The organism is Gardnerella sp. c11Ua_71 (genome assembly GCF_055818025.1).
The window spans coordinates 217,005-242,320 of sequence record NZ_JARFVR010000004.1; the positions used below are offsets into that span (position 1 = coordinate 217,005).

22 protein-coding genes are annotated in these 25,316 nt (G+C 39.7%); 20 read left to right on the forward strand and 2 right to left on the reverse strand.

All coding sequences use genetic code 11. The annotated features are described in order from the left end of the window. The 13 genes from carB to P0106_RS04730 all read left to right on the forward strand — a co-directional run bounded on the left by carB (position 1) and on the right by P0106_RS04730 (position 15,923). Entirely contained in the window at positions 1–3,396 is a 3,396-nt protein-coding gene (gene carB, locus P0106_RS04670) for a carbamoyl-phosphate synthase large subunit (RefSeq protein WP_473730504.1), read from the forward strand. Between the two features lie 3 nt (positions 3,397–3,399). Continuing rightward, entirely contained in the window at positions 3,400–4,299 is a 900-nt protein-coding gene (gene pyrF, locus P0106_RS04675) for an orotidine-5'-phosphate decarboxylase (RefSeq protein ID WP_473730505.1), read from the forward strand. A gap of 22 nt (positions 4,300–4,321) precedes the next feature. Beyond that, on the forward strand, positions 4,322–4,939 hold the full coding sequence (gmk, locus tag P0106_RS04680; RefSeq protein ID WP_004111764.1) for a guanylate kinase: 618 nt from the start codon (positions 4,322–4,324) through the stop codon (positions 4,937–4,939). Between the two features lie 109 nt (positions 4,940–5,048). Then, complete coding sequence (gene rpoZ / locus P0106_RS04685; RefSeq protein WP_004111763.1) at positions 5,049–5,333, forward strand: DNA-directed RNA polymerase subunit omega; 285 nt, start codon at positions 5,049–5,051, stop codon at positions 5,331–5,333. Between the two features lie 113 nt (positions 5,334–5,446). Further along, entirely contained in the window at positions 5,447–6,673 is a 1,227-nt protein-coding gene (metK, locus tag P0106_RS04690; protein WP_004138151.1) for a methionine adenosyltransferase, read from the forward strand. 25 nt (positions 6,674–6,698) lie between these two features. Continuing rightward, positions 6,699–9,143, forward strand: a complete 2,445-nt coding sequence (locus P0106_RS04695) for a primosomal protein N' family DNA-binding protein (RefSeq protein WP_004138315.1) — start codon at positions 6,699–6,701, stop codon at positions 9,141–9,143. A gap of 46 nt (positions 9,144–9,189) precedes the next feature. Continuing rightward, positions 9,190–10,314 carry a shikimate 5-dehydrogenase gene (locus tag P0106_RS04700; protein WP_004138199.1) on the forward strand — a complete coding sequence of 375 codons (1,125 nt, stop codon included), beginning with the start codon at positions 9,190–9,192 and terminating at the stop codon, positions 10,312–10,314. After that, entirely contained in the window at positions 10,311–11,210 is a 900-nt protein-coding gene (rapZ, locus tag P0106_RS04705) for an RNase adapter RapZ (protein WP_004138113.1), read from the forward strand. Before P0106_RS04700 ends, rapZ begins: the two co-directional genes overlap by 4 nt. 174 nt (positions 11,211–11,384) lie before the next feature. Continuing rightward, on the forward strand, positions 11,385–12,323 hold the full coding sequence (whiA, locus tag P0106_RS04710; RefSeq protein ID WP_004111755.1) for a DNA-binding protein WhiA: 939 nt from the start codon (positions 11,385–11,387) through the stop codon (positions 12,321–12,323). 215 nt (positions 12,324–12,538) lie between these two features. Continuing rightward, positions 12,539–13,744, forward strand: coding sequence for a phosphoglycerate kinase (locus P0106_RS04715; RefSeq protein WP_004115173.1), 1,206 nt, complete (start codon positions 12,539–12,541; stop codon positions 13,742–13,744). A gap of 105 nt (positions 13,745–13,849) precedes the next feature. Then, complete coding sequence (gene tpiA / locus P0106_RS04720) at positions 13,850–14,647, forward strand: triose-phosphate isomerase (RefSeq protein ID WP_020759502.1); 798 nt, start codon at positions 13,850–13,852, stop codon at positions 14,645–14,647. 59 nt (positions 14,648–14,706) lie between these two features. Further along, positions 14,707–14,955 (forward strand): preprotein translocase subunit SecG, encoded by a 249-nt coding sequence (gene secG / locus P0106_RS04725; protein ID WP_004115170.1) that lies wholly within the window; start codon positions 14,707–14,709, stop codon positions 14,953–14,955. Positions 14,956–15,086: 131 nt separating this feature from the next. Beyond that, complete coding sequence (locus P0106_RS04730; RefSeq protein ID WP_473730506.1) at positions 15,087–15,923, forward strand: HAD hydrolase family protein; 837 nt, start codon at positions 15,087–15,089, stop codon at positions 15,921–15,923. A gap of 589 nt (positions 15,924–16,512) precedes the next feature. Here the strand turns inward: P0106_RS04730 and P0106_RS04735 are convergent. Then, positions 16,513–16,962, reverse strand: coding sequence for a hypothetical protein (locus P0106_RS04735; RefSeq protein WP_004111746.1), 450 nt, complete (start codon positions 16,960–16,962; stop codon positions 16,513–16,515). Position 16,963: 1 nt separating this feature from the next. Beyond that, the gene (locus P0106_RS04740; RefSeq protein ID WP_004133084.1) at positions 16,964–17,164 is read right to left on the reverse strand and encodes a helix-turn-helix transcriptional regulator; all 201 of its coding nucleotides are present in this window, start codon (positions 17,162–17,164) and stop codon (positions 16,964–16,966) included. 278 nt (positions 17,165–17,442) lie between these two features. Between P0106_RS04740 and P0106_RS04745 the strand changes: the two genes are divergently transcribed. The 7 genes from P0106_RS04745 to P0106_RS04775 all read left to right on the forward strand — a co-directional run bounded on the left by P0106_RS04745 (position 17,443) and on the right by P0106_RS04775 (position 25,011). Beyond that, the gene (locus P0106_RS04745) at positions 17,443–18,429 is read left to right on the forward strand and encodes a recombinase family protein (protein WP_473730511.1); all 987 of its coding nucleotides are present in this window, start codon (positions 17,443–17,445) and stop codon (positions 18,427–18,429) included. A 454-nt stretch (positions 18,430–18,883) separates the two neighbouring features. Continuing rightward, positions 18,884–19,918, forward strand: a complete 1,035-nt coding sequence (locus P0106_RS04750) for an alpha/beta fold hydrolase (RefSeq protein ID WP_004117905.1) — start codon at positions 18,884–18,886, stop codon at positions 19,916–19,918. A gap of 702 nt (positions 19,919–20,620) precedes the next feature. Further along, positions 20,621–20,836, forward strand: coding sequence for a DUF3387 domain-containing protein (locus P0106_RS04755; protein ID WP_230454753.1), 216 nt, complete (start codon positions 20,621–20,623; stop codon positions 20,834–20,836). 91 nt (positions 20,837–20,927) lie between these two features. After that, positions 20,928–21,749, forward strand: coding sequence for an SMODS domain-containing nucleotidyltransferase (locus P0106_RS04760; protein WP_004125829.1), 822 nt, complete (start codon positions 20,928–20,930; stop codon positions 21,747–21,749). A gap of 1 nt (position 21,750) precedes the next feature. Continuing rightward, positions 21,751–22,305: an SLATT domain-containing protein gene (locus P0106_RS04765; protein ID WP_004125833.1), complete on the forward strand. Its 555-nt coding sequence runs from the start codon at positions 21,751–21,753 to the stop codon at positions 22,303–22,305. Positions 22,306–22,327: 22 nt separating this feature from the next. Beyond that, positions 22,328–23,779, forward strand: a complete 1,452-nt coding sequence (locus P0106_RS04770; RefSeq protein ID WP_473730507.1) for an RNA-binding domain-containing protein — start codon at positions 22,328–22,330, stop codon at positions 23,777–23,779. A 629-nt stretch (positions 23,780–24,408) separates the two neighbouring features. Then, entirely contained in the window at positions 24,409–25,011 is a 603-nt protein-coding gene (locus tag P0106_RS04775; protein WP_064623382.1) for a DUF4097 family beta strand repeat-containing protein, read from the forward strand. Positions 25,012–25,316 lie beyond the last annotated feature (305 nt).

Below are 25,316 nucleotides of genomic sequence, written 5' to 3' on the forward strand. Positions count from 1 at the left end.
ATGCCAAAACGTGCTGATATTAAATCCGTAATGGTTATTGGTTCTGGTCCAATCGTAATTGGTCAGGCTGCAGAATTCGACTACTCTGGAACGCAAGCTTGCCGAGTACTTCACGAAGAAGGAATCCGCGTAATTCTTGTAAACTCTAATCCTGCTACTATTATGACGGACCCAGAGCTTGCAGACGCAACATATATTGAGCCAATAGACACGGCAATTTTGGAGCGCATTATTGCTAAAGAGAAGCCAGATGCGCTTCTTCCAACATTAGGTGGTCAAACTGCTCTTAATGCCGCAATGGACTTGGGTCGTGCAGGAATCTTAAAAAAGTATAATGTAGAGCTTATTGGTGCATCTTTGGAAGCAATCGACCGCGGAGAAGACCGTGAGCTTTTCAAAAAAGTTGTTGAAAAAGCTGGGGCAGAAAGTGCAAAATCCTTTATTGCTCACTCAATTGAAGAAGTAGACAAAATTGTTGAAACACTAGGGTACCCAGTTGTTGTGCGTCCAAGCTTCACAATGGGAGGTTTAGGCTCTGGAATTGCTCACAATCAGGAAGAATTACACCGCATTGCAGGAGCAGGCATTCACTATTCTCCAACAAACGAAGTGCTTATTGAAGAAGGCATTGAAGGTTGGAAGGAATTTGAGCTTGAGCTTATGCGAGATTCCAAAGACAATGTTGTTGTTGTGTGCCCAATCGAAAATGTTGATCCTGTAGGCGTTCACACAGGCGACTCGATTACAGTTGCTCCATGCTTTACGCTAACAGATCGCGAGTATCAAAAGATGCGTGATATTGGCATCGCGATTATTCGAGGTGTTGGCGTTGACACTGGCGGATGCAATATTCAGTTCGCAATCAATCCTCGAACTGGTCGCATTATCGTAATCGAAATGAATCCGCGAGTTTCGCGTTCTTCTGCGCTAGCATCTAAAGCAACTGGTTTCCCGATTGCAAAAATCGCTACAAAACTTGCCCTCGGGTACACTTTGGACGAAATTCAAAACGATATTACGCGTTCAACTCCTGCAAGCTTTGAGCCAACGATTGACTATGTGGTAACTAAGATTCCGCGCTTTGCTTTTGAAAAGTTCCCTGGAGCAGACACTACGCTTACAACTTCTATGAAGTCAGTCGGCGAAGCAATGGCTTTGGCTGGGAATTTCCAGGAATCTCTTGGCAAAGCAATGCGATCAATCGATAAACGTCACGCTTGCTTTAATTGGGACGGCGAGCGCCCAAGTAAAGAAGAAGTTGCTAAGCTTCTTGAAGAAATTCATACTCCAACCGAGCACCGCTACTTGCAAATTCAGCGCGCGCTCTGGGGTGGGGCTACGCCTGAGCAGATTTTTGACGCAACAAAGATAGACCCATGGTTTGTTGAGCAGCTTTCGTTAATCAATAAAACAGCTTTAGAGGTTCGTGAAGCAGAAAATTTGACGCCAAAAGTGTTAAAGAATGCTAAGCTTGCTGGTCTTTCGGATGTTCAAATTGCGCATTTGCGTAATCTTGGCGACGAAGGCGAAAACATGGTTCGTGAGCTGCGTTGGGCGTATGGATTGCATCCTGTTTACAAAACGGTTGACACTTGCGCTGCCGAGTTCGACGCTGTAACACCTTACTACTATTCTTGCTACGCTGACGAAAGCGAGCTTAAGCCACGCGATCGTGACGCTGTAATCATTCTTGGCTCTGGTCCAAACAGAATAGGTCAGGGTATTGAGTTTGACTACACTTGCGTTCATGCTGTGCAAGAGCTGGGTAAGGATTACGACACAATCATGGTCAATTGCAATCCTGAAACAGTTTCTACAGACTACGATATGTCGGATCGCCTTTACTTTGAGCCGCTTACTTTTGAAGACGTGCTCGAAATTTACCAAGCAGAAAAGAAGCTTGGTCCAGTAAAAGGTGTTATTGTGCAACTTGGCGGCCAAACTCCACTTTCGCTTGCTGCACGTCTTAAAGCTGCAGGAGTTCCAATTTTGGGCACTACGCCTGAGGCTATTGATTTGGCGGAAAATCGTGAGCTTTTCGGTGAGGTTCTTCGTCAAGAAGGCATGAATGCTCCGCGCTACGGAACTGCATTAAGCCTTGAAGAGGCTAAAGATGCTGCTCACGCAATTGGTTACCCTGTTCTTGTGCGACCAAGTTATGTGCTTGGCGGTCGAGGAATGGAAATCGTGTACGATGATGCTCAGCTTGCAAAATATGTGGATCGTGCTTTACAGGAAGCTCAAGCAGACACTGTTGTTTCTGGTCGTTTGCCTTCGCCGCTTTTGATTGATAAGTTCCTTCAGGACGCTATTGAGATTGATGTTGACGCACTTTACGACGGCAATGAGCTTTATATTGGCGGAATTATGGAGCATGTTGAGGAAGCTGGCGTACACTCTGGTGACGCTGCTTGCACTCTTCCTCCAAGCACGCTTTCCGACGATCAAATTCGCCGCCTTAGGGAGGGCACGCTTTCGATTGCTCGCGGATGCTCGGTTCGTGGTCTTATTAACGTTCAATACGCTTTTATGGCAAACACTTTGTACGTAATTGAGGCAAATCCTAGAGCGTCTAGAACTGTTCCGTTTGCTTCTAAAGCTACGGGTGTTGCTCTTGCTAAAGCTGCTGCTCGAATTATGTCTGGAGAGACAATCGCACAGCAGCGAAAGCGTGGTCTTCTTCTTCCAAAGGGAGATGGTGGAGACATTCACCCAGGCCAGCAGGTTGCTATTAAGGCTTCCGTCTTGCCTTTTAAGCGTTTCCGCACGCCTGTTGGTCGCACGGTTGATATTTTGCTTGGTCCAGAAATGCGTTCTACTGGAGAAGTTATGGGCTTCGACCGAGACTTCCCACATGCTTTTGCTAAGAGTCAGCTTGCAGCATACAAGGGCGGTTTGCCTACAAGCGGCAACGTGTTTGTGTCTGTAAGCGATGCAGATAAACGCCAATTGCCTCTTCTTGCAGTGCGATTAGTAGAACTTGGATTTACGATTTGGGCTACAGAAGGTACGGCATCTGTTCTTAGACGCTATGGCATTGATTCCGTTATTGTTGACAAGCTCTCAAGCCAAGGCGACACGGCGAAGGATGTGCGAAATGACGTGCCTTCGCGCGAAAGAATCGGCAAAAACGTGGTTGAGCTGATTGAAAATGGTAAGATTGATATGGTGTTGAACACGCCGAATTCAAGAGGGTCGCGTACAGATGGTTATGCTATTCGTGCAGCTGCTGTTGCAGCAGACCTTCCGCAATTCACTACAATTACGGAGTTTGCACCAGTTCTTATGGCTATAGAAGCCGTTAAGAACAACGATTACCAAGTGATGAGCATTCAGGAGCATGCAAAGCAACTGTTTGCAATCGAGAAGGCAGAAAACGAAGAAAGTCGGGCTTAATACATGACCGAAAGTATACGAGAGCAGGAATTGCAGGCGCAAAGATCCGATTTTGGATTGCGTCTAAAAAACGCTATGGCAAAATATGGGCCATTATGCGTTGGCATAGATCCGCACCGCAAGATGCTGCTTAATTGGGGATACAATATGGATGCTCAAGGAGCAGAATTGTTCTCCATGCGTATGCTTCAAGCCATGAACGGCAGAGCTGCTGCCGTAAAATTCCAATCAAGCATGTTCGAGCGCTACGGGTCTAAGGGTTTCGCGGCGCTCGAACGAGTGCTGTATGCTGCAAGACAAATGGATGTAATTACTATTGTTGATTGTGGTCATGGTGGTTTGTCTACAACAATCTCTGCGCTTGCCGACGCATACTTTAAGCCAGATGCGCCTCTTCTTACTGATGCTATTACACTTCTTCCGTATTACGGAGCTAGGTCAATGGGTGGGTTGATTAATGAGGCTCTTAATAATGGCAGGGGCGTGTTTATTGCTTCTCTAACGTCTAATCGCGAAGGCGCTAGCTTGCAAACTGCTATTCGTCAGACTGGTTCCTACCGCGGCACAACTGTTGCTCATGGTATTGCTCAAACTGCGCAAATTTTTAACAATAATACAAAGGGCATGGGTTCCGTTGGCTTAATTGTTGGAGCCACTATTGGAGATTGGATGAATGGCGGTGGAATCGATTTAACGAGTTTTACTGGTCCTATTCTTTCTCCAGGTTACGGTTGGCAGGGAGCGGAAGCTAACGATTTGAAAACGGTTTTTGCTGGTACGCATGGAAATGTTTTAGTAACAGTTTCTAGGTCTATTGCTTCTCATGGTCCAGATATTGGTGCATTATCTACTGCAACTGAACGAATAGCTTGGGATATTCGTCAAGCTTTAATGGATTCATGAAAATTATTTAAGAGAGTCAAATATGGTTAGTTTAAACGATACACAGAGTATGCCAGTCGCTACTAAAAGGCGTTTGATTGTTCTTACTGGTCCTACTGCAGCTGGTAAGGGCACTGTTGAGGGAGTATTGCGCGAAAAACATCCTAATATTTGGCTTTCTGTTTCTGCGACTACCAGAAAACCTCGTTATGATGAGTTTAATGGAATTCATTATTGGTTCATTGATGAAGAAGAGTTTGAGCGCAGGAAGAGGAACGGAGAGTTTCTGGAGACTGCTCTTGTTCATGGAATGGCACATTATGGTACTTTAATTCAGCCTGTTTTAGATCATCTTGCTCAAAACGTTCCAACTCTTTTAGAAATTGATCTTCAGGGAGCTAGGAGAGTTAAGCAGGAAGCTTCTAGATTAGGTTTAGAAGTCGTATACGTATTTATTGCCCCTCCTAGCTTTGAGGAGCTTAAGCGTCGACTTATTGGTAGAGGCACTGAAACTCCTGAGCAGCAGGCTAAGCGTTTGCAAACCGCTAAAGTAGAAATGGCTGCGTCTAGCGAGTTTGATTTTGTGATTGTTAATGACGATGCTCAGCGCGCTGCAGATGAACTTTGGAAGATAATAGCTAAAGAATACGATTTAGATTAATTTAAATTAATTTAGATTAATCTAAATGAGTAATTCCTAAATATCCTTGCAATAGCTTACAATAGTCTACTTGGAAACTATTGTGGCACCATAGAATATGGAGAACATTATGGCATTGGGCACTAAGCCAACACCTACGGGACTTGCAAATCCGCCTATTGATGATTTGATGCAGCATGCGGATTCCAAGTATGCGCTTGCCTTGTTTGCCGCAAAACGAGCACGGCAGATTAATTCTTATTTCACTCAGCTCAACGAAGGATTGTTGCAGAACGTCGGTCCTCTTGTTGATTATAGAAACCAGGAGAAGCCTCTTTCTATAGCATTCCGAGAAATTAATAAAGGTTTGCTGGTGGAGAATCTTGGTGAAGATGATATGAATGAGGGAAATTAAGTTTTCTTTACATTTTTAATTGCAGCCGTATTATCCTGTGCTTGTTGGTATTGGATATGCGGCTGTTATTGGTTTTAGTGCATAAGTTTTAATTTTTTAATTAAAGGGGAGTTATGTCGGAAGCTAAACTTATTTCTGCAGAATCTGTTACAGAAGGTCATCCTGATAAGCTTTGTGATCAGATTGCAGATGCGATTCTAGATGATATGCTTCGTCAAGATTCTCATGCGCATGTTGCTGTTGAAGTTTGTGCATGCGTAGGACAATTTGTAGTCTTCGGGGAAGTTAGGGGAGAAGTATACACCGACATACCAGGCATTGTTAGAAAAGTTGTACGCGAAGTAGGATACAACAGTTCAACTGTTGGATTGGATGCTGATTCATGTGGAGTAATGGTTTCGCTAACTGAGCAAAGCGCGGAGATAAATCAAGGTGTTTCTAGATTAGATTTAGAATCCGAAAGTATTGCGTCTAAAGAAGATCGTTATAAAAGCCAAGGCGCAGGCGATCAAGGCGTTATGTTTGGATATGCTAGCGATGAGACAGACGCTTATATGCCACTTCCAATATATCTAGCTCATCAGCTTGCCCAGCGCCTATCCTACGTGCGAAAATCTGGAATTGTATCTAAACTTAGACCAGACGGTAAAACACAGGTTACAATCGAATATGATGAATTTGGGAACCCTGTTCGTTTAGATACTGTTCTTATTTCAACACAGCATGACCCAGATGTGAGTCATGATTGGCTTAGAAATCAACTTGTCCAAAACGTTGTAGAGCCTGTTCTTAACAAAGTGTTAGGGAAAAACGTAAATCATAATGATTACAGAATGCTTGTAAATCCAACTGGATCTTTTGTTTTGGGTGGTCCTGCAGCAGATTCTGGTTTAACAGGCAGAAAAATTATTGTAGACACTTATGGAGGGGCTGCACATCATGGTGGTGGAGCTTTTTCTGGCAAAGACCCTAGTAAAGTGGATCGTTCTGCAGCCTATGCTGCGCGTTGGGTTGCTAAGAATCTTGTTGCCGCAGGTTTAGCCCATAAAATAGAGGTACAAGTTGCATATGCGATTGGAATTGCAGAGCCTGTTAGCGTGAATGTAGAAACTTTTGGAACCGAAGCTAATGGAATTACTCGTTCAGATATTTCTAAGATTGTTCGAAAAGTCTTTGATTTACGCCCAGCAGCAATTATCGACGAGCTTGATTTGCTTCGACCAATCTACTCGAAAACTTCTGCTTATGGACATTTTGGAAGAACAGATGTTGATTTTCCTTGGGAAAGACTTAATCGTGTTGATCAGATTAAGAATGAGGTAAAATCTTTAAAAAATTGATTTGAGGATTTAAAAGGATGTGCTAATGCTTGAGCAGCCTTCACTTGATGGTTTAGCGCGCAAACCACGTAGGCGTAAGAAGAGTGATTCAACCCAGAGTCAAGCTGATAATTGCCCTATTGCTCATATTGTGCTGGATGTTCAAGCATCTCATCTCGGTAAAACTTTTGATTACATTGTTAGCAAAGATCAGGATGATTACGCTAAGCCAGGGTGTATGGTCCGCGTAAAATTTGGTACTAGACGCGTAAATGGAATTATTTGGAGTAGGAGTGAATCAAGCACAACACCAATATCTTCATTAAAGTTTATTGAAAAAATTATTCCAATAGGGGAAGTAGTTTCTAAATCTTTTATGGAAGATATTTCTTCAATAGCTGATGCTTATGGTGGAACAAGAGCTAATATTATTAGACTTGCTTTACCTAGAAGAATTGCTGGTGTAGATAAAGAAAATTTGCTGGACGATATTCATTTATCTAAAAGAGTAAAATGGATTAATGAATTACAAAAAAATTTTAGGTCTAATGATACTTGCGCGATATCTCAATACGATGGAAGTGAGAATCTTAGAAAAACAACATATGCTCGTATGATTGCAACATACAATAATGCGAATCTTCTTAAACAATCCTTAGAAGATGTTCATAAACCGTATTATTTGCATCATGAAAATAGTTCGCTTTCGAATAATTATAAGAATAATTGCAAAGCTTTTCTTATAGATGCCTTACCAGGAGCAATGAGATGGGCTCAGGATTTAGCGTGGATTATTGTAACTGCAATAAGAGCTGGTCGTCAAGTTGCTGTTGTTCTTCCTACAATTCGCGAAGTAAACGATGTTATGCGTGCCCTTATGGTTTATGGTCTTAAACCTTATAAAAAATCGCAGAATCCAAGTGGAACTTTAAGTGGAGATGTTGCTCGTCTTTGCGCATATGATTCTCCAGCAGACAGGTATAGAGCGTGGAGAGCTATAGAAAAAGGAATTGTTCCATGTGTTTTAGGAACAAGATCTGCAATGTATGCACCAGTTGAGTCGCAAGCGCTTTTTGTGATTGTAGAAGATGGCGCATATCAGTACGCAGATGGTATGATGCCTTACGCTCAAGCTAGAGGAGTTATGCGATTGCGCACACAAAATCATAATGGCGTTTTCATAACAATGTCTTTTGCTAGAAGCGTAATAAGTCAAAACGAATTAAAAGGAAAAAATCTTGCTGCAAAAGTAAGTGGACCTTTAATTGAAATTAAACCATTTAATACTATTGTTAGTAATGCTTGCCCATGGGTTCGTCTACTTAATTTGGATAACCTTAATAAGATAAATGACCCGAGTGCAGGATCTAGAATACCGTATACTGCACTAGCGTCGATTAGACAAACTTTAGACGCAAATCTGCCTGTTTTACTTGTTACAGCACAAGACGATACTGTTCAGCGTGCTGCATGCAAAAAATGCCATAGTATGGCTCGTTGTAAACGCTGTACAGGTCCTCTTGACTTACCTATAGATGGTTCTGCTCCTAAATGCGCATGGTGTGGAAGTGCTGCGATTGGCTGGAAGTGCTCGAATTGTTCTAGTGGATCTAACTTTATCGAGGCTATTCGTGTTGGCGTCAATTTTACCGCCAAGGAAATATTTAAGATTTTCAATGATGTTCCAATTGTTATATCTTCCGCGAAGCAGAAAAGTGGCGTTATAGAGTGGATTGACCAGAAGCCGATGATTGTCATTTGTACTTTAGGAGCAGAACCTCGAGTTTTAAGCTCATCTAAAAATTCTTGCGGAGAATATGGTCTTGTTGCGATTTTAGACGCGTGGACGAGTCTTTACAACACTGGTTTAGATTCTCGAATAGACACTTTGAATGCTTGGATGAAAGCAGCTTCAATGTGTGCGTCAAAAAACAGAGGTGGAAGCGTTCTTATTTTGGGTGAAACTTACGATATTCTCGCTAAATCTTTGGAAGAATGGGATTCATCAATTCTTTCTAAACAAGAGTTGCAAGAAAGAAGTGAAGCACTTCTTCCGCCAACTGTATGTGTCGCAAGAATATGGGGTTTTAGGCAGGCTGTAGTAGATACGCTTAATGCGATTGGCGCAATGAGTGTAGATGTAAGCGAAGATATTACAAAAGTTGTAAGCAAAAATGGTGATTTAGATAGTTCTAGTAATCTTCCAATGTTAAAAGTCGAAACTAAAAATAGTGAATCTAACGATGATTCTGATGAATCCGAATATCTTCCACCTTTACTTGGAATTGTTCCAATGAAGCCTCCTTCAACATTGCACGAGCAAAATTCTCAACGCTTTGAAGAGTTAAACGACAGAGTTAAAGCAGTTGTAAGAGTGCCATTAGAGTATAGAGATGAATTAGTTAATCGTTTGAAAAAAGAATGTGCAAAGCATTTTGCAATGCGAAAAAATGGTGAATTAAAATTTAGTGTGGATCCTAAGGATTTGTAAAATCGCATAAACTTATTAATAAAGACTTATAAATAAAGAGGTTAAAATGGTTGAAAAATGCTACAATTGCGCGGTTTTGGGCAATCCTATATCGCACTCTTTATCTCCAGTTCTACACAATGCTGCATATAAGGCATTGGGCTTAAATAATTGGCATTATGGTAAAGAAAAAGTTAGCGAGGAAGACTTAAAAGATTTTATTGCAAATCTTGACGATTCTTGGAAAGGCTTAAGCCTTACAATGCCACTTAAAAAAACAATTATGAGCCTAGGTGTAGCTTGCGATTATTGGTCTAAAACGCTTGGTGTTGCAAATACTGCTGTGTTTAGTAAAAAGCCATGCTTAGAAAATCCTGAGACGATTGAGCTTTGTAACACAGATGTAAATGGTATTGTAATGGCGTTAATACACTCTTTAGAGTCTCAAATATTAAACGCTAAAAGTGCGGTTATTATTGGCAGCGGAAACACTGCGTCTTCTGCAATGGCAGCTTTAATAGAAATTGCTCAAGGTTCAAAATTGAGTAAAGTTAGTGTTGTTGCAAGATTGCAAAGCGATGGTAAAACTGTTAAAGGCGTTAGTAGATTTAACGATTTAGTAGATAAATATAAATTGGATTTTCCAAATAGCAGAAGAATAGAGCCGTCTAACTTGAATCTTAAAAACAAACGTGGCTACAAGCCTGTTTGCGGTATAGAATTCCCTACTATTGATCCTGAGTTTATAAAAATATCGCAAGATATAGAAAAATGTGATAAATCTCACATTCTAGAATCTATTTCTTCGTTGGATGCAATTGAAGCAATTGTAAACGCAGATATTGTTATAAGCACTGTTCCTGCTCATATAGCAGACGGATTAGCGCTCGCTTTGTGTGAATATTGCAAGGAAAAGTCAATAAAACATTTAGGAGCTTTGCTAGACGTTGTATATGATCCTCGACCAAGCCAGATGCTTAAAGTTTGGAGAAAATATGGCATGGGTATTGGTGGAGAAGAAATGCTTTTATATCAAGCACTAGATCAAGTAAAACTCATGACTTTTGATTATAGGCATTCAAGTGATGATTCGTGTGATGATTCTTGCATAATCAAACACCAATCTGACAAGGCTACAGATTACGATTACATAAGAAGTTGCATGGAAAAAGCATTGAAGGAGGCGTTATGATCACTGAAAATAGTGAATTCTCGCAGGTGGCAAGCGATTTTGAAGTAATGCTCATTACTGGCATGAGCGGCGCTGGCAGATCTCATGCAGCAAATGCTTTGGAAGACATGGGCTGGTATGTTATTGATAATCTTCCTCCAAAGTTACTCATCCCTCTTGTAGACATGATGACATCTTCTGGATCTAAAGTTCATAAGCTTGCAGCAGTTATTGACGTAAGATCACGCGGATATTTTGATGATTTATTTGTTGTTTTGGGTCATATAGATGATTTAGGCGTAAAAACTCGAATACTATTTTTAGATGCATCTGATTCTGTGCTCATTAAAAGATATGAGTCTGTGCGCAGGCCACATCCTTTGCAGCGCGGAGGAAGACTTATAGATGGTATTTTGGAAGAGCGTGAGCTTTTAGGTCATCTTAAAGATTGCGCGGATATTATTATCGATACTTCAAATCTTAGTATTCATCAGCTTTCCACTAAACTTTATGAAGGGTTGCTTGGAAAAGGATCTTCTACAGTATCTGTTCACATTTTTAGTTTTGGGTTCAAGTACGGAATGCCGATGGATGCCGATTTTGTGGCAGATATGCGATTTTTGCCCAATCCATTTTGGGTTCCAGAGCTTAGAGATTTAACAGGAAAAGATAAAGCAGTTAGCGATTATGTTCTTAAAAATCCAGCGGCAATAGAATTCTTAGACTCTTACGAAAAAGCTCTTCTTACGGCAATTGATGGTTTTGCAAAAGAAGATAAGCATTATGTAACAATTGCTGTTGGATGCACTGGGGGTCAGCATAGGTCTGTAGCTATTAGCATAGAGCTTGCAAGACGACTAAAATTAAGAGGATTACAGGTTACAGTATCTGCTAGAGAGATGAGATCTAGAACATGATTTAATTTCTCCTATAGGATTATGTAATATAAAAAGCAGAACTATAAAAGGTAAAATGTCCAAGTCATTGGGTATCACAGAAAGCCGAGCATGTAGGTGTTTTGCACATTGTGCAACGGCATCTTGTATGAATCCCAACGCATACTCTAAGAAGAACAAAATAGGAGGTTTCCCTTGGCTCTTCTTGACGACGTAAAGAACGAACTCGTCGCAAATAATAGTGAGCTACCAGCGGTTGTTATGGCTCAGGCAGCAGCAATGATGCGTTTTGGTGGCGGCTTAAGGCCGGTTAATAATCAGGCTGTGATTCGTGCACAGTTTGATTCTCTAAGCGCAGCGCAATGGCTTGTAGATACGCTTGTGACGTGTTTCCAAAGAGAAGCAACGATTTCTCAGACTACTCGTCAGACTCCTACAGGTGTTGTTACTCGTTACGATGTTCTTGTGGAGCGAGGTGCTGCAGCTTTGGCTCTACAATCAGGTTTGTTGGACCGTCGTATGCATATCGTTGCTGGTCTTGCCCCGGAAATTGTTGGTGGAAGTATTGCGCAGGTTAAAGCTGCGTGGAGAGGTGCTTTCTTAGCTCATGGGGCTATATCCGATCCTGGAAAGGCAAGCTATTTAGAGATTGTTTGCCCAACTCATGAGGCTGCTACAGCGTTGCAAGCAATGGCAGCACGACTCGGAGTTGGTGCAAAGGCGCGCAAAGTTAAAAGCTCTGAGCGTGTTACTTTGAGAGATTCTGACGCTATTGAGCGTATGCTGATTTTGATTGGAGCTCCTCGTTCTGCTCGAGAATGGACTGGTAAGCGTTCTGATGGTGAAGCAAGAGGCAAAGCTAATCGACTGGCAAACTTTGATGATGCTAATATGCGCAGAAGTGCTAAAGCTGCTGCAGAAGCTTGCGAAAAGGTTCGTCACGCTTTCGATGTTCTTGGGGACGATATTCCAGAAAATCTTTTGATGGCAGGAAAGTTGCGACTGCAGCATAGTGATGCAAGTCTAGAAGAACTTGGTCATTTAGCGGATCCTCCGATTACAAAGGATGCTGTTGCTGGTCGTATTCGTAGGCTTTTGCAGCTTTGCGCTAAAGTAGAAAAGTCGCGAATGTAATTGCTTTTTTGACTGAGTATTTATTCGTATTGGCCGCATACTTTTAGTATGCGGCATTTTTTGTAGTTTTTTATTATCTAATCTTGGGCGTGCTTGTTGCGCACATGCGATATAATTGCTCATGGAATTTATAGACGTTTTAGCTTTGCTTTCGTCTTTTTTCTTGTTAAATTCGCCATCATGATTGGTTGAATCATGTTTTGGAAAGGATACCAATGAAGACACTTAAAGATTTGGGAGATTTGAGCGGCAAGCGCGTACTCGTTCGTGCTGATTTTAATGTTCCTCTCAAGGGCACGACTATCACAGACGATGGTCGAATCAAGGCTGCTTTACCAACGATTAAAGCTTTGCGTGAGCAGGGTGCCAAGGTTATTTTAATGGCCCATCTTGGACGTCCAAAGGGTCAGGTTGTTCCAGAGCTCTCTTTGGCTCCAGTAGCGGCTCGCTTAGGTGAACTTCTTGGTGTTAATGTTGTTTTGGCTGCAGATACTTATGGTGAAGATGCTCAGGCTAAGGTAGCTGCCATGAATAATGGCGACGTTGTGTTGCTTGAAAACGTTCGTTTCAACGCTGAAGAAACCAGTAAGGATGCGTCCGAACGCGCTGAATACGCTAAGAAGATTGCTGCTCTTGGAGAAGTTTTTGTTTCCGACGGTTTCGGTGTTGTTCACCGCGCTCAGGGTTCAAATTACGATGTTGCTGCCGATCTTCCAGCTGCTGCTGGCTTGCTTGTTGAGAAGGAAGTTAAGGCACTTTCTCGCGCAACCGAAAATCCAGAGCGTCCTTTGACTGTTGTGCTTGGTGGTTCTAAGGTTTCCGACAAGCTTGGCGTTATTGAAAACTTGCTTTCTAAGGCTGACCGTCTTGTTATTGGCGGCGGAATGGTGTTCACATTCCTTAAGGCTTTGGGTCATGAAGTTGGTACTTCTTTGCTTGAAGAGGATCAGCTAGAGAAAGTTAAGGGATATATCGAAACTGCTAAGAAGAATGGCGTTGAGCTTGTTCTTCCAACCGATATTGTTGTGAACGCTGGCTTCCCAGCAGGCGATACTCCTGTTGCTCCAGAAGTTGTTCCAGCGGATGCTATTCCAGCAGACAAGATGGGCTTGGATATTGGCCCTGATTCTCAAAAGCTTTTCCACGACAAGATTGTTGATTCCAAGACTGTTGTTTGGAATGGACCAATGGGCGTGTTCGAAGTTGCAGAGTTTGCTGCTGGTACTCGCGCTGTAGCTCAGGGTTTGGTTGATGCAACGAAGAACGGCACTTTCACTATTGTCGGTGGTGGAGATTCCGCTTCTGCAGTTCGTAATCTTGGATTCCCAGAAGATGGCTTCTCTCACATATCCACTGGTGGTGGCGCTTCACTTGAGTTCTTGGAAGGTAAGACGCTTCCAGGTTTGAGCGTGCTTGAGTAAGTGATTTTAAAATATTGTGCCGACTTCGATTTTATAAATTCTTTTTGTAGATCGGGGTCGGCATAATGTTAATTTTATCTTTATAACTAATTCTTAAGGGTGATTATGGTTGTCAATAGGAAACCGCTAGTTGCAGGCAATTGGAAGATGAATTTTAATCACCTCGAAGCCACTCATTTTATTCAAAAATTCTGGTGGCGTCTATGTGATTCTCGCTTCGATTGTAAAAAATGCGATATTGCTCTTATGCCATCGTTTACGTCCTTGAGAAGTGTGCAAGTATTAGTTGAGTCTGATAATCTTCCTATTCTTTATGGCGCGCAAGCAGTTTCCGTTACAGCTCAAGGCGCGTTTACTGGAGATGTTTCTGCAGATATGCTTGCAAGCTTGGGCTGCTCAATGGTGATTGTAGGTCATTCTGAGCGACGCAAGTATCATCCAGAAGATGATGCGAATATTGTTGACCAAGTGCGAGCTGTGCTTGCTGCTGGAATGCAACCTATTCTTTGCGTTGGTGAAAGTTTTGAAGAGCGCAAGCAGGGTATAGAGCTTGATTTTGCAGTTGGACAGGTTCATGACGTTACTCGCGATTTAGATTCTAAGCAGGCAGAGCGTTTGATTATTGCATACGAACCAGTTTGGGCTATTGGAACTGGAATGGTAGCTACAGCACAGTCTGCTCAAGATGCTGCTAAGGCTATTAGGGATGATTTGCAGGAAACTTTCGGGGATACTGTATCACAAAAAGTTAGAATACTTTATGGCGGCTCTGTAACGTCTTCTAATGCAGCAAGTCTTATTTGTGAGCCAGACGTTGATGGATTTCTTATTGGTGGAGCTTCTTTAGACATTGAGGAATTGGCTACTATTGTTCAATTGTCGTCTTACAAAAATCGAATTTAATACATAGGTCAATGGCTTTTACTATGCTTTACAAAGTACTCTAAAACAGGAGGTTACTTGTGTCCGCTGTGAAAATTGTTTTGCAAGTGTTGCTTGTGCTGACCAGCATTTTGTTGACATTGTTGATTTTGATGCACAAGGGCAAGGGCGGCGGTCTTTCCGACATGTTCGGCGGCGGTTTAACGAAGAACGCTGGTAGCTCTGGTGTTGCAGAAAAGAACTTGAATCGTTGGACTGTTATTATAGCGTTGATTTGGGTGGCTGTTATTGTTGCCTTGAATCTTATGACTAAGTTCTCACTTATCTAAGTATTCTTTTAAGCGCGTAATCGATTAGGTTATGCGCTTTTTATTTTATAAGCAGAGCAGGTGTACATTTTGCTATGCTTTTTAAGATGTTAGAAGATGTTAGACTAATTAAAATACATTAGGTTATTGTTATGCTTCATTTTTCTCCTTCTCTTGTGGTAGCAGATCTTGATGGCACTATGCTTCATGATGCTAATGCTTTTGAAAGCAGATATTTAAGCCAAGAAACTGTTAGCGTTTCTAAGCGTTTGAGTGAATGTGGAATTCCGCTTGCGATTATTACTGCTCGACCTGTTGGAAGTGCTTTTGATTTTATTCACGATTTGAATGCTCAAGTTTGCGCGTACCTTAATGGTGCTCTTATTGATTTTGACTGTGCTCACAGCACGATAGGTGAGATTACTTCGCAAAGAAGCCTTGATACTCTTACGCGTTTTGGATTTGATTCTCAACATGCTTGTAGTGTGTGTTTGCGCTTGCTTAATGAGATTCCTACGCTTCGCATTGGCATTGTTATGAACGATGTTCGTTACACTAATTTTGATGTTCGTATGCTTTGGAGCGAGCAGGATTTTGTTATTACCGATTTTTCTAATGTTCCAAGTGGCATTGCAGACAAGATTATTATTGTTCCTCGAGAGAGTGAGAAGGAAAAACTTCAGAGCATTCTTCCAACCGATTTTTCGCTACACATTAGCGAAGATGTTTTGTGGATGCTTACGAATCCCCTTGCAAACAAAGGTCATGCTTTGAACGTTATTTGCGATCGTTTGGGTGTAAAGCCTAGTCGCACAGTCGTTTTCGGAGACGATATTATAGATATAGACATGTTCCGCGCAGGGGGATACGGTGTAGCGGTATCGAATAGTAATCCTCGGTTGCTTGCGATTGCGGACGAGGTTTGTGATTCCAACAACAATAATGGCGTTGCTACCTGGCTTAATTCAAATCTTTTTACTAGATTGTGAATAACCCACCTTTCGTTACCGGCGAAGTTGTGTGACGAATTCTTTCGTAGAGAGTCAAACGGAAAGCTTGGTGACATTATCAGTGAAGAGAAGAAATCTACCATTAAAGTCGGAGCAGCTAAAGATCTCAATGGAGAATACCATTTTTCATTAGTGGTGATGCTGTACTTTCTTGTGATAAACCACTAGTTAATAATCGACCCATTTATATTCCAAATGAGATTGAACTTAAGGTGTTTAATAGCATTGGATATGCCTGCTTATACGACTATATCGTATAATCAACGTGAAAATAGAGCTTTGATAGCTCTCCGTGATTGGCTTTTACCTATGCTCATGAACGGGCAAGCGACAATCGAAGATTAGGCAGCTAAATTATCATTTCTCTATCCATTAATTTCTTCTCCTTAATCTATAAATTTCAATTAAAAAAGCGACTGAACTTATATTTCAATCGCTAAATGTCTTATATATTAAATTGTTTTAAGTGTGGCTTCTTATCCTTACCATTTTTACATCCTAATTTTGAGTATAAAAAAGACGATAGAGTTTTAACTGTCTATCGTCTAATACCTTTACTATGATATTTTTAAATCTTTTTTGACCAATATACTTTTAATAATTTAGAAAATATTATTTGCACAAATGCAACTATTATTAACGCTAAAAAGGCTTCATAACTTACATATGCTACAAATAAAGAAACAGTTACAATAGCCATTGAAAATATAGGTATTATATTTGATCCTGACTTCATCTTTATTAATATCATTCTTTCATCTGTTTCTTTAGTATGCATCTTCTCCAATATATCTCTATTTCTATATGCTCTACCAAGCATTGACATGTAGAATACAGATACAAGTTCAAGTCCAATAAAAAATACTGCTACATAATATGTCACATCTTCTTTTAATGGGAATTTATATTTTAAGTAAAAATTTCCAATAATAACTGCGAGTAAGGCAACCATACATAATAAGACTAAAATACTAATTCTAAATCCTATTTCTTTTTTATATTTTTCTAATTTGTTCATATTAATCATCCTCTTCTATACTAAATATTTCTTCAATACTCATATCAAAAAACTTAGCAATTTTAAAAGCCAACGGCAGTGACGCTATATATTTTCCAGTTTCAATGGAAGTTATGGTCTGCCTTGTAACTCCAACTTTATTTGCCAATTCTTCTTGAGTTATTTTATGCTGTTTTCTTAATCGAAAAATTGTATTTTTCATTTTCCTCCTTCAACAGCAAGCTAACTTTACATATAAAGTATAGCTCGCTTTGCTTTTTTTGTAAAGCGTACTTTGCTTTTTGTAATTTCTTAAACTAAAAAGATGATAGATTTTTTATTATCTATCGTTTATTGCTATATTCAATCCTATAATTAGTTTTTTTATATTTTTATTTTTAATACCTTAGATTTTGAAGTTAATTTAGTTTTATCCCTATTTTTCAAAAAATCTTCACAATCAAACCAATTCTTTTTATCATAATCTTCAAGTAACTTGTAATTCTTGAAAAGGAAGCAAAAGTTGTAAGAAGAATCTATAGAGAATATTTAGAAGGATTAAGCCTTAGAGATATAGCGGAGGGTCTTGAAAAAGACGGTGTTAAAAACGGTGCCGGGCATTTAAAATGGCACTTGTCTAATATTAAAACCATCTTGCAAAACGAAAAATATATTGGTGATGCTCTTTTACAAAAAACCATCACGACAGATTTTATCAACCATGTTCGTATAAAAAATGATGGAACAGAACCACAGTATTATGTAAAAGATAGCCACGCGTCTATTATTCCAAGAGATATTTTCTTTAAAGTTCAAGAAGAAATGGTAAGACGAGCCAACATGTTTAGTGGTGAGGAGAATAAAAAAAGGAGAGTTTATTCCAGCAAGTACGCTTTATCCAGTTTATGTGTTTGTTCTAAGTGCGGGGATGTTTACAGAAGAATTGCTTGGAACAATCGAGGAGTGCGTTCTGTTGTCTGGCGTTGTTGTACCAGATGGGAAAATGGTCCTAGTGCTTGTGATGCTCCGACAGTAAAAGAGGAAGAACTGCAGTCTGCTACAGTGAAAGCCATAAACAAGGTGTTTAGTATACCGGATGAAGTATTGGATACGTTGAATAACAATATTAGAGAAATTATCGCGGGCAACAACTTAAGCGAGCTTGAAACGGTTGATAAAAAAATCGCGGACAAACAAGCGATACTACTAACCTTGCTTAAAGCTAAAAAAGACTACGCGAAAATAGCTGATGAGATTGATGAACTGAAAGGTAAGAAACAGCAGCTTCTTATAGAAAAAGCAGGTCAAGAAGATGCTAAAAGACGAATCAGAGAAATGGAAGATTTTCTGAAAAGTGAGCGTCACGATATTAGTGAGTATGATGAGAAGCTGGTAAGAAAGTACATCAAGAAAATAAAAGTTTACGAGGATAGGTTCAGCGTAACTTTTAAATCAGAGATTAGTGTGGATATTGAAAGGGCATCGTAAAAGCCAAAAGAATGTGAGCGTTTGAAATGTTACAAAAGTCAGCCTAGGGGGGGGGTTCTCTCTAGGCTGTTTTTATGCTCAAGAATCAAGCTATTAAGCCAATCTTAAACCTTTTAACGATAGCTTTTTCTATCGTTAAAAAGTGCACCCACTATCAATAGTGTACACTCAAAAAAGTGTAGCTATACTTGGAGTTCTCTCAATCCACGTTGAAGCTATAGCGTTGATACAAAAGATGTAAATTTAGAAATCCTGCATTTTAAGCAGTTTTATAAGCATTTTGTATTTGAAAAAGATGAAGAAGGATACGTCAAAACAGGCCGGCAATTCTATTGCGGTGGATGTTTTAATGTAGATTAGTGTAATGAATACTCTAAAGATTATATAATAACAACAAACAGATTTTTTTATATAGTATTAGACTCTGTATACTATTTTAAAGGAAACTAATAAAATGAAGAAAATGAAGAAAATATTTTTTGGAATCTTTTCAGTTATTATTATTTTAGTAGTTTTAGTTTTTAGTCTTAGGATATATAACGACCATAAGTATAAAGATATCAATGCTTTAAATTTTCCTGAATATTATAAGGATGTTACTAATATAAGTCTATACCCTACAGATATTAATGGAGTTGATGTAACTTATGTAGATGAGGGTAGAATGCAAGGATTTAGATTTGTACCTAAAGAAAAATCACATAAGGGTCTTGTAATTTGTTTTGGAGGTTCTGAAGGAAGTCCAAATTTTGAAAATGCTAAGATATTAGCAAAAGAAGGCTATGAAACCTTTGCTCTATTTATGTTTGGTATGAAAAATCAAGAATCGACTTTGACAAAAATTCCCTTAGAACAATTTGATGATGTTATCAATTATATAAATAAAAATATAAAAGACAATAAACCGATAAGTGTTTTGGGAGCGTCAAAAGGGGCAGAATATGCACTTAATTTGGCTTGCAAATATCCTGAAATAGATAATCTGATTTTAATATCGCCTTCGTCTTATAATTTTGCTGGTCTAGATTTTAAAGATTATGGTTCATCATGGACATATAAAGGAAAGCAACTTCCATATATAGATATAAAAAAATCATCATTTAACTCATTTCTAAAAAATATTATTGTTCCAACTATAATTAAAAGTCCTATTAGTTATAAAGAATCTTATAAAAGCGCAATAGAACAAGACTCCTCAAGCCAAGAAAAACTAATACCAGTCAAAAATGTTAAGGCAAATATATTAATGATGGCTGGCGAAGATGATTTGATGTGGGATAGCTTTGCCATGGCAAAAAAAATAAAAGAGCAAAACCCTAATGCAAAGATTTATTCTTATAAAGGAGCAGGACATATATTTGCAGGCAATGGTGTTTTAAATCTAGGAAGAATTAGAATTGCAACAGGTGGAACAATTGAAAGCAATGATAAAGCAAGAAGTGAATCAAGAAAAACTATTGATGCTTTCTTAAAAGAAAATCATAAATAGATAATTACTTGTGTGTTCAAAGTAAAGGTCAAGAGCTCTTATGGCAAGGATATTATAAACAAGGTCGGCAGGCAGGATTTAAGGACATGCAAACGAGTTAATTCTTTTTGAGACATAGATAATCTTTCCATCCTTGTATTTTAATCTAACTAACTAATTTGTTTCTAATCCTTCCCGGCAATTGTTTGTTACACGGGTGGGTGAAATTTTAATTGGTTAGTTACAGGGGTGAAATTATCATAGATTAATAGCATTACGGGCTGATTAGGTGGGTGCAAATTTGCCCTTGTGTAGCAGGGCTTAGCGAGGGATATCGTTAAAAGGTTTAATGTGTGGCGGATTTAAGCTGGGTTTTCGCGGTCTTTGAGAGTGATTTTGCTGTATAGGGGAAGATATCGACGCTCTGGGGTTGAGTGCACAGTATGTTAACGTACTTCGCTTGCGTTGAAAGCACGCTGTGCTTTCAACTTTGAGCAAGCTCAGCGAATCGAAGTGCATTCGCGAATTATATTTAATCGCTCATGCAAGTCGATTCGCCACTTTGCACCAAGGCTGTGAAGTGGGAAAATAAGGTTTAGGCTAATTATCGAAGTGGTTCAATTACGATAATTATGCAAAACTATATAGATCTGTTCTATCAGTCCACAGCTCACACTGAGTCATTACTGTTTGAACAGCATCTTCCATACCTTCAGGAGGATAGTGGTGCTCCTTAAGAAACATAAATACCCGCCGGAGGGCATGGATGACGCTGTTGCTACTGTAATGCTTCAGTGTGACCTCTGGGCGGACAACAATGATATGGAGCATCGGGTAGTTAACTATAGTGAGGTACTGAAAGAGAGTAATAATCAGGAATTGATTATGGTTGCCGAAGACAGAGGAGTTTATGATAATAATGAGTGCTGGTACAGCTGATATAACGAAAAGAAGATGTTGTGGTTTCTTGGCGGCTTTCGAATAGAGTTTCCTGATAATCAAAAGGCAAAAATGAAATGGAGAAATAATTATGAGTTCAAACGTAATAAGACATGATAACATTATCCCTTTAGTAACGCGTCAAAGCATAGCAAGCAGATATCATACGGTTACGAAAGCTATAAATCAAGAGTTTTGGAATTCAACGAGTGAAACTACACATAGTCTCTATGTTGGTTCTTATGGAAGAAACACAGCAATAAATACAAGCGACATAGATATACTTGTTGAAATTCCAGAAGATGAATATAATCGGTACTCATATTCTAAATGGAATGGGCAATCTAGACTTTTACAGGCTGTGAAGAATGCGATTGAAACTCACTATTCAAGAAGCGATATTAGGGCAGATGGTCAGGTTGTTAAAATTGCCTTTTCTGATGGGATGAAATTTGAAGTGTTACCAGCGTTTCCGCAGACAAGTTTGGGTGGTAGTGTTTCATACAAATATCCAGATACGAATATGGGAGGAAACTGGAGAACAACAGATCCTAAGTCTGAGCAAAAAGCAATGAAGGAAAAGAACAGCTCATCTAATGGGTTATTGTGTGCTACTTGTAAGCACATAAGAACGATCAGAGATGATTCTTATTCGAGCTATCATCTGTCAGGAATTTTAATTGATTCCTTTGTATATGTTGCGATGGAAGGATGGCATTTTACGGATGGAGATAGCAATTCCTCAAGCCAACCAAGATCGTATGAACAGGCATTACTTGATTATTATAATCATATTCCATGCAACGAAATACTTGCGCCAAGTCTATCTGCTCCCGGAAGTGGAATGTCGATTGATACTACAAAAGGATGGGATGTCCTCGGCAAGATCCTAAATAAAATGGTATCGGAGTAAAATGGAAAGTGATAAAAGCTATAGGGCACGATTAAAAAATCAAATAAAGGATGCTTGTGGAAAAGTTATATACACATATACTGCGCATCACAAATTAGCTGATCGACTTGAGAAAGAAAATAAGTATGTGAAGAATGCACAGATTATATTGACCGCACTTTCTTCTTGCGGATTTTTTTACAGCATTATAACAAACAAGGTCATATCGACATGGGTAGGTGGAATTGCTGCTGTATTGTCTTTGTGCCTAAATCTATATGCCAAGGAATATAAGATTCAAAATGAAGTAAGCCAGCATCGAAATGCAGCAAATGTGTTGTGGGGTATTCGAGAAGAGTATGTTTCCTTATTAGTTGATTTTGAAGTGCTTGACGATAGTGAGATACAAAAAAAGAGAGATGTTCTTTGTAATAAAGTTTCAGAAGTCAATAATAATTATCCTGCAACTGATGAGAGAAGCTACAGGGCTGCGCAGAAGGCTTTGCAAAAGGAAGAAGAACAGACTTTTAAGGAGAACGAGGTTGATTCCATTTTGCCTAATGGAATTGATAAGTGAATAATCGAAAGGGGTGAGTTATATGATACTCCCTGAAAATTTGATGAACTTGATTCATCAGGGCGAGGGGCTGACGGTCGAATTCAAAAAATCAACAACAGATATTACGAAGGATGTCTACGATACTGTTTGTTCTTTTTCTAATCGGGATGGCGGTCATATTTTCTTTGGTGTGAAGGATAACGGGACGATTCTCGGTGTTGATAAAGACTGCGTTGAGCAGATGAAGAAAAATTTTGTTACTACGATTAACAATGAGAGAAAAATGTATCCGCCACTCTATTTGACTACAGAGGAATATGAGATCGATGGGCGTATTGTTCTTTATGTCTATGTCCCGGTTGGAAAAACCGTTTACCGCAATGCGGGCAGAATATTTGATCGCAATAATGAGTCGGACATCGATATTACAGATAATGCGGACATGGTTTTCAACCTTTATGCCCGTAAGCAAAGCATCTATTTTGTGAATAAGGTCTACCCTGCCATCCCGGTTTCAAGCCTTCGTCATGATCTTATGGATCGAGCAAGGAGAATGACGAGAGTGAATACTGAGCACCATCCGTGGATTGACATGACGGATGAGGAGATGCTCAGAAGCTGCGGGCTTATACTTGAGGATCCGGAAACGAACAAAGAAGGTATAACACTTGCGGCAATCTTGCTCTTTGGTACGGATAACCGTATCATATCCGTGTTACCTCAGCATAAGACAGACGCTATTTTCAGAGTGTTCAATGTTGATCGTTATGATGACAGGGATGTGGTGATTACAAACCTGATTGAAAGTTATGATCGTCTGATGGAATTTGGAAAGAAGCATCTGAATGATGTTTTTACATTGGATGGTGTCCAGCGGATAAGCGCCAGAGATAAAATCCTGCGTGAGATTATTTCCAACCTGCTCATGCACCGTGATTTTTCCAGTGGATATGTACCGAAGCTTGTCATTGAACGGGATAAGATTACAACAGAGAATGCGAACCTTGCGCATGGGCACGGCAACCTGAATCTGAAAACATTCAAGCCATTTGCAAAGAATCCGCCGATAGCAAAAGTGTTCCGTGAGATCGGACTTGCTGATGAGCTTGGAAGCGGTATGCGCAACAGCTATAAATACACGAAGATGTATTCTGGTGGAGAGCCTGTCTTTACAGAGGCAGATGTTTTTACGACAGTGATTCCTCTTTCTGAGGCGGCAACTGCCACGGTCGGGCCGACCGAAGAACTTGATCCAAGGGAGCAAGTTAGGGAGCAAGTTAGGGAGCAAGTTACGATACAAGCTCTCCTTCAATTTTGTATCGTTCCTCGTAGTCGGAAAGAAATGCAAGAATTTATGGGTCTGACCGGTAGAAGAAACTTTTCTGAAAAATATATCAAGCCTTTGCTTAGTGCAGGAAAAATAGAAATGACGATACCAGATAAGCCAAACAGCAGGAACCAGAAATATAAAAAAGTGAACATTGAAGATTAAAAAGCGACCATTGGAGACAGAAACCATATATCGAATAGAGGAAAACGGACATTCAATGTATAGTTTTGGTTTCACAAATAGGTATGTCGAGACGATGGGATTTCGGACTTATTTCCTCAGAGCGAAGTCTTGAAACGAACGTCAAATCTACGGATTTGCATATCATAGGTAGTAACATGGTCCTTTGAACTTTTCCGAGAACGTATAAGGGCAAAAATCGGTGTATTTCCGAGCAAAAACATGCTTTGACCAATTCCAGCGAACGAGCACGAATCTGGCTACACACTCGACATTAAGATGAAGCAGTCGAGCCATACAGAAAATCAGTGGCGCTCCTTTACAAATCGCGCTGAATTGTAATAGCGTTTTTTCTGATACCTACTATGCGTGCATTCTAGTTGTTGCGTTTTCGTTCTGACATTTGTTTGTGTTCATAAAGGTGAGTGTAAGACTAAATAATCTTGTTAGAAAGAAAAAAATTTGTGCTAGTTTGAAAGATTTAATAAAATACTCTCATTGGTGTAGCATACGTAAATAACAGTACCCGACGCGCCTATTAACAATGCGGACCAAGTCGGGTCTTTTGATTTTTGGTCTATAACCCGATATTTAACAAGGGAGTTGTTCAAGTGGTGAATAGTAGGAAGTTTGTAGCAAAAACGAAAGATGTTAGCTTAACGGTGAGAAGGGCTGATTCTTTTAGCATTAGTTATGTTAATTGTGAAAAAGATATATTTCATATTGAAGAAAATCAAGACGGTATAAAACTTGTTCAAACAGAAAAAGTATCGGCTTTTTACTGGCTGCATTGGCTTGCTAAAGGCAGTCCTGCTGTCATTGTTTCATTGCCGGAGAGTATTGATTTTTGTGAAATTGAAGCTGAGTCGAATCAAGTATTAGTAGCAGATATTAAAGCTGACAAGATTTATGCGGAAGTTCATAACGGCAGGGTGGAAGCAAGGAATGTTCAGGCGAATGATGTTTTTCTAAAGTGCCTTAATGGTTCTGCTGTGGCGAATAATGTTAAGGTTGTTGCTTCTTGCATGGTGGATACTTTAAATGGTACGAGTGTTTTAGAAGGAGAAATACCTAAGGATGCATGTCTTGAAGTAGTTTGTGAGAATGGCGTGGCTGAAGTTTGTGATAAGCATAAAGCAAATCTCGTGCGCAACCCAGATGGATGTGCTCATTATGCGGTGCATTGCTTGAATGGAAGAGCTGTAGTGAAGTAATATTGTTGTGGTGTTTTATGTCCGCTACTTTGACCAATCGCACGAAATAGAGTTTGGCATATTCTAAAAATGCTTCGGAATGTTGGAGTATTAGGCTTGGTGGTTTTTAATCCAAGTGTAAAGGTCATTTTCATTTGCCTCGCCAGATGCAACTTTGAGAATAAAAAAGTTCCGTATTGTAGATAAGTAATTTATGAAAGTTGGTAAGCTTCGTAATAAGTAGTAAATGAGCGGGTCAGGTCTGATTTTAATATTTTTTCTCATAATATTTGTTGATAAAAAACATGATTAATGGAGAAAAGGCA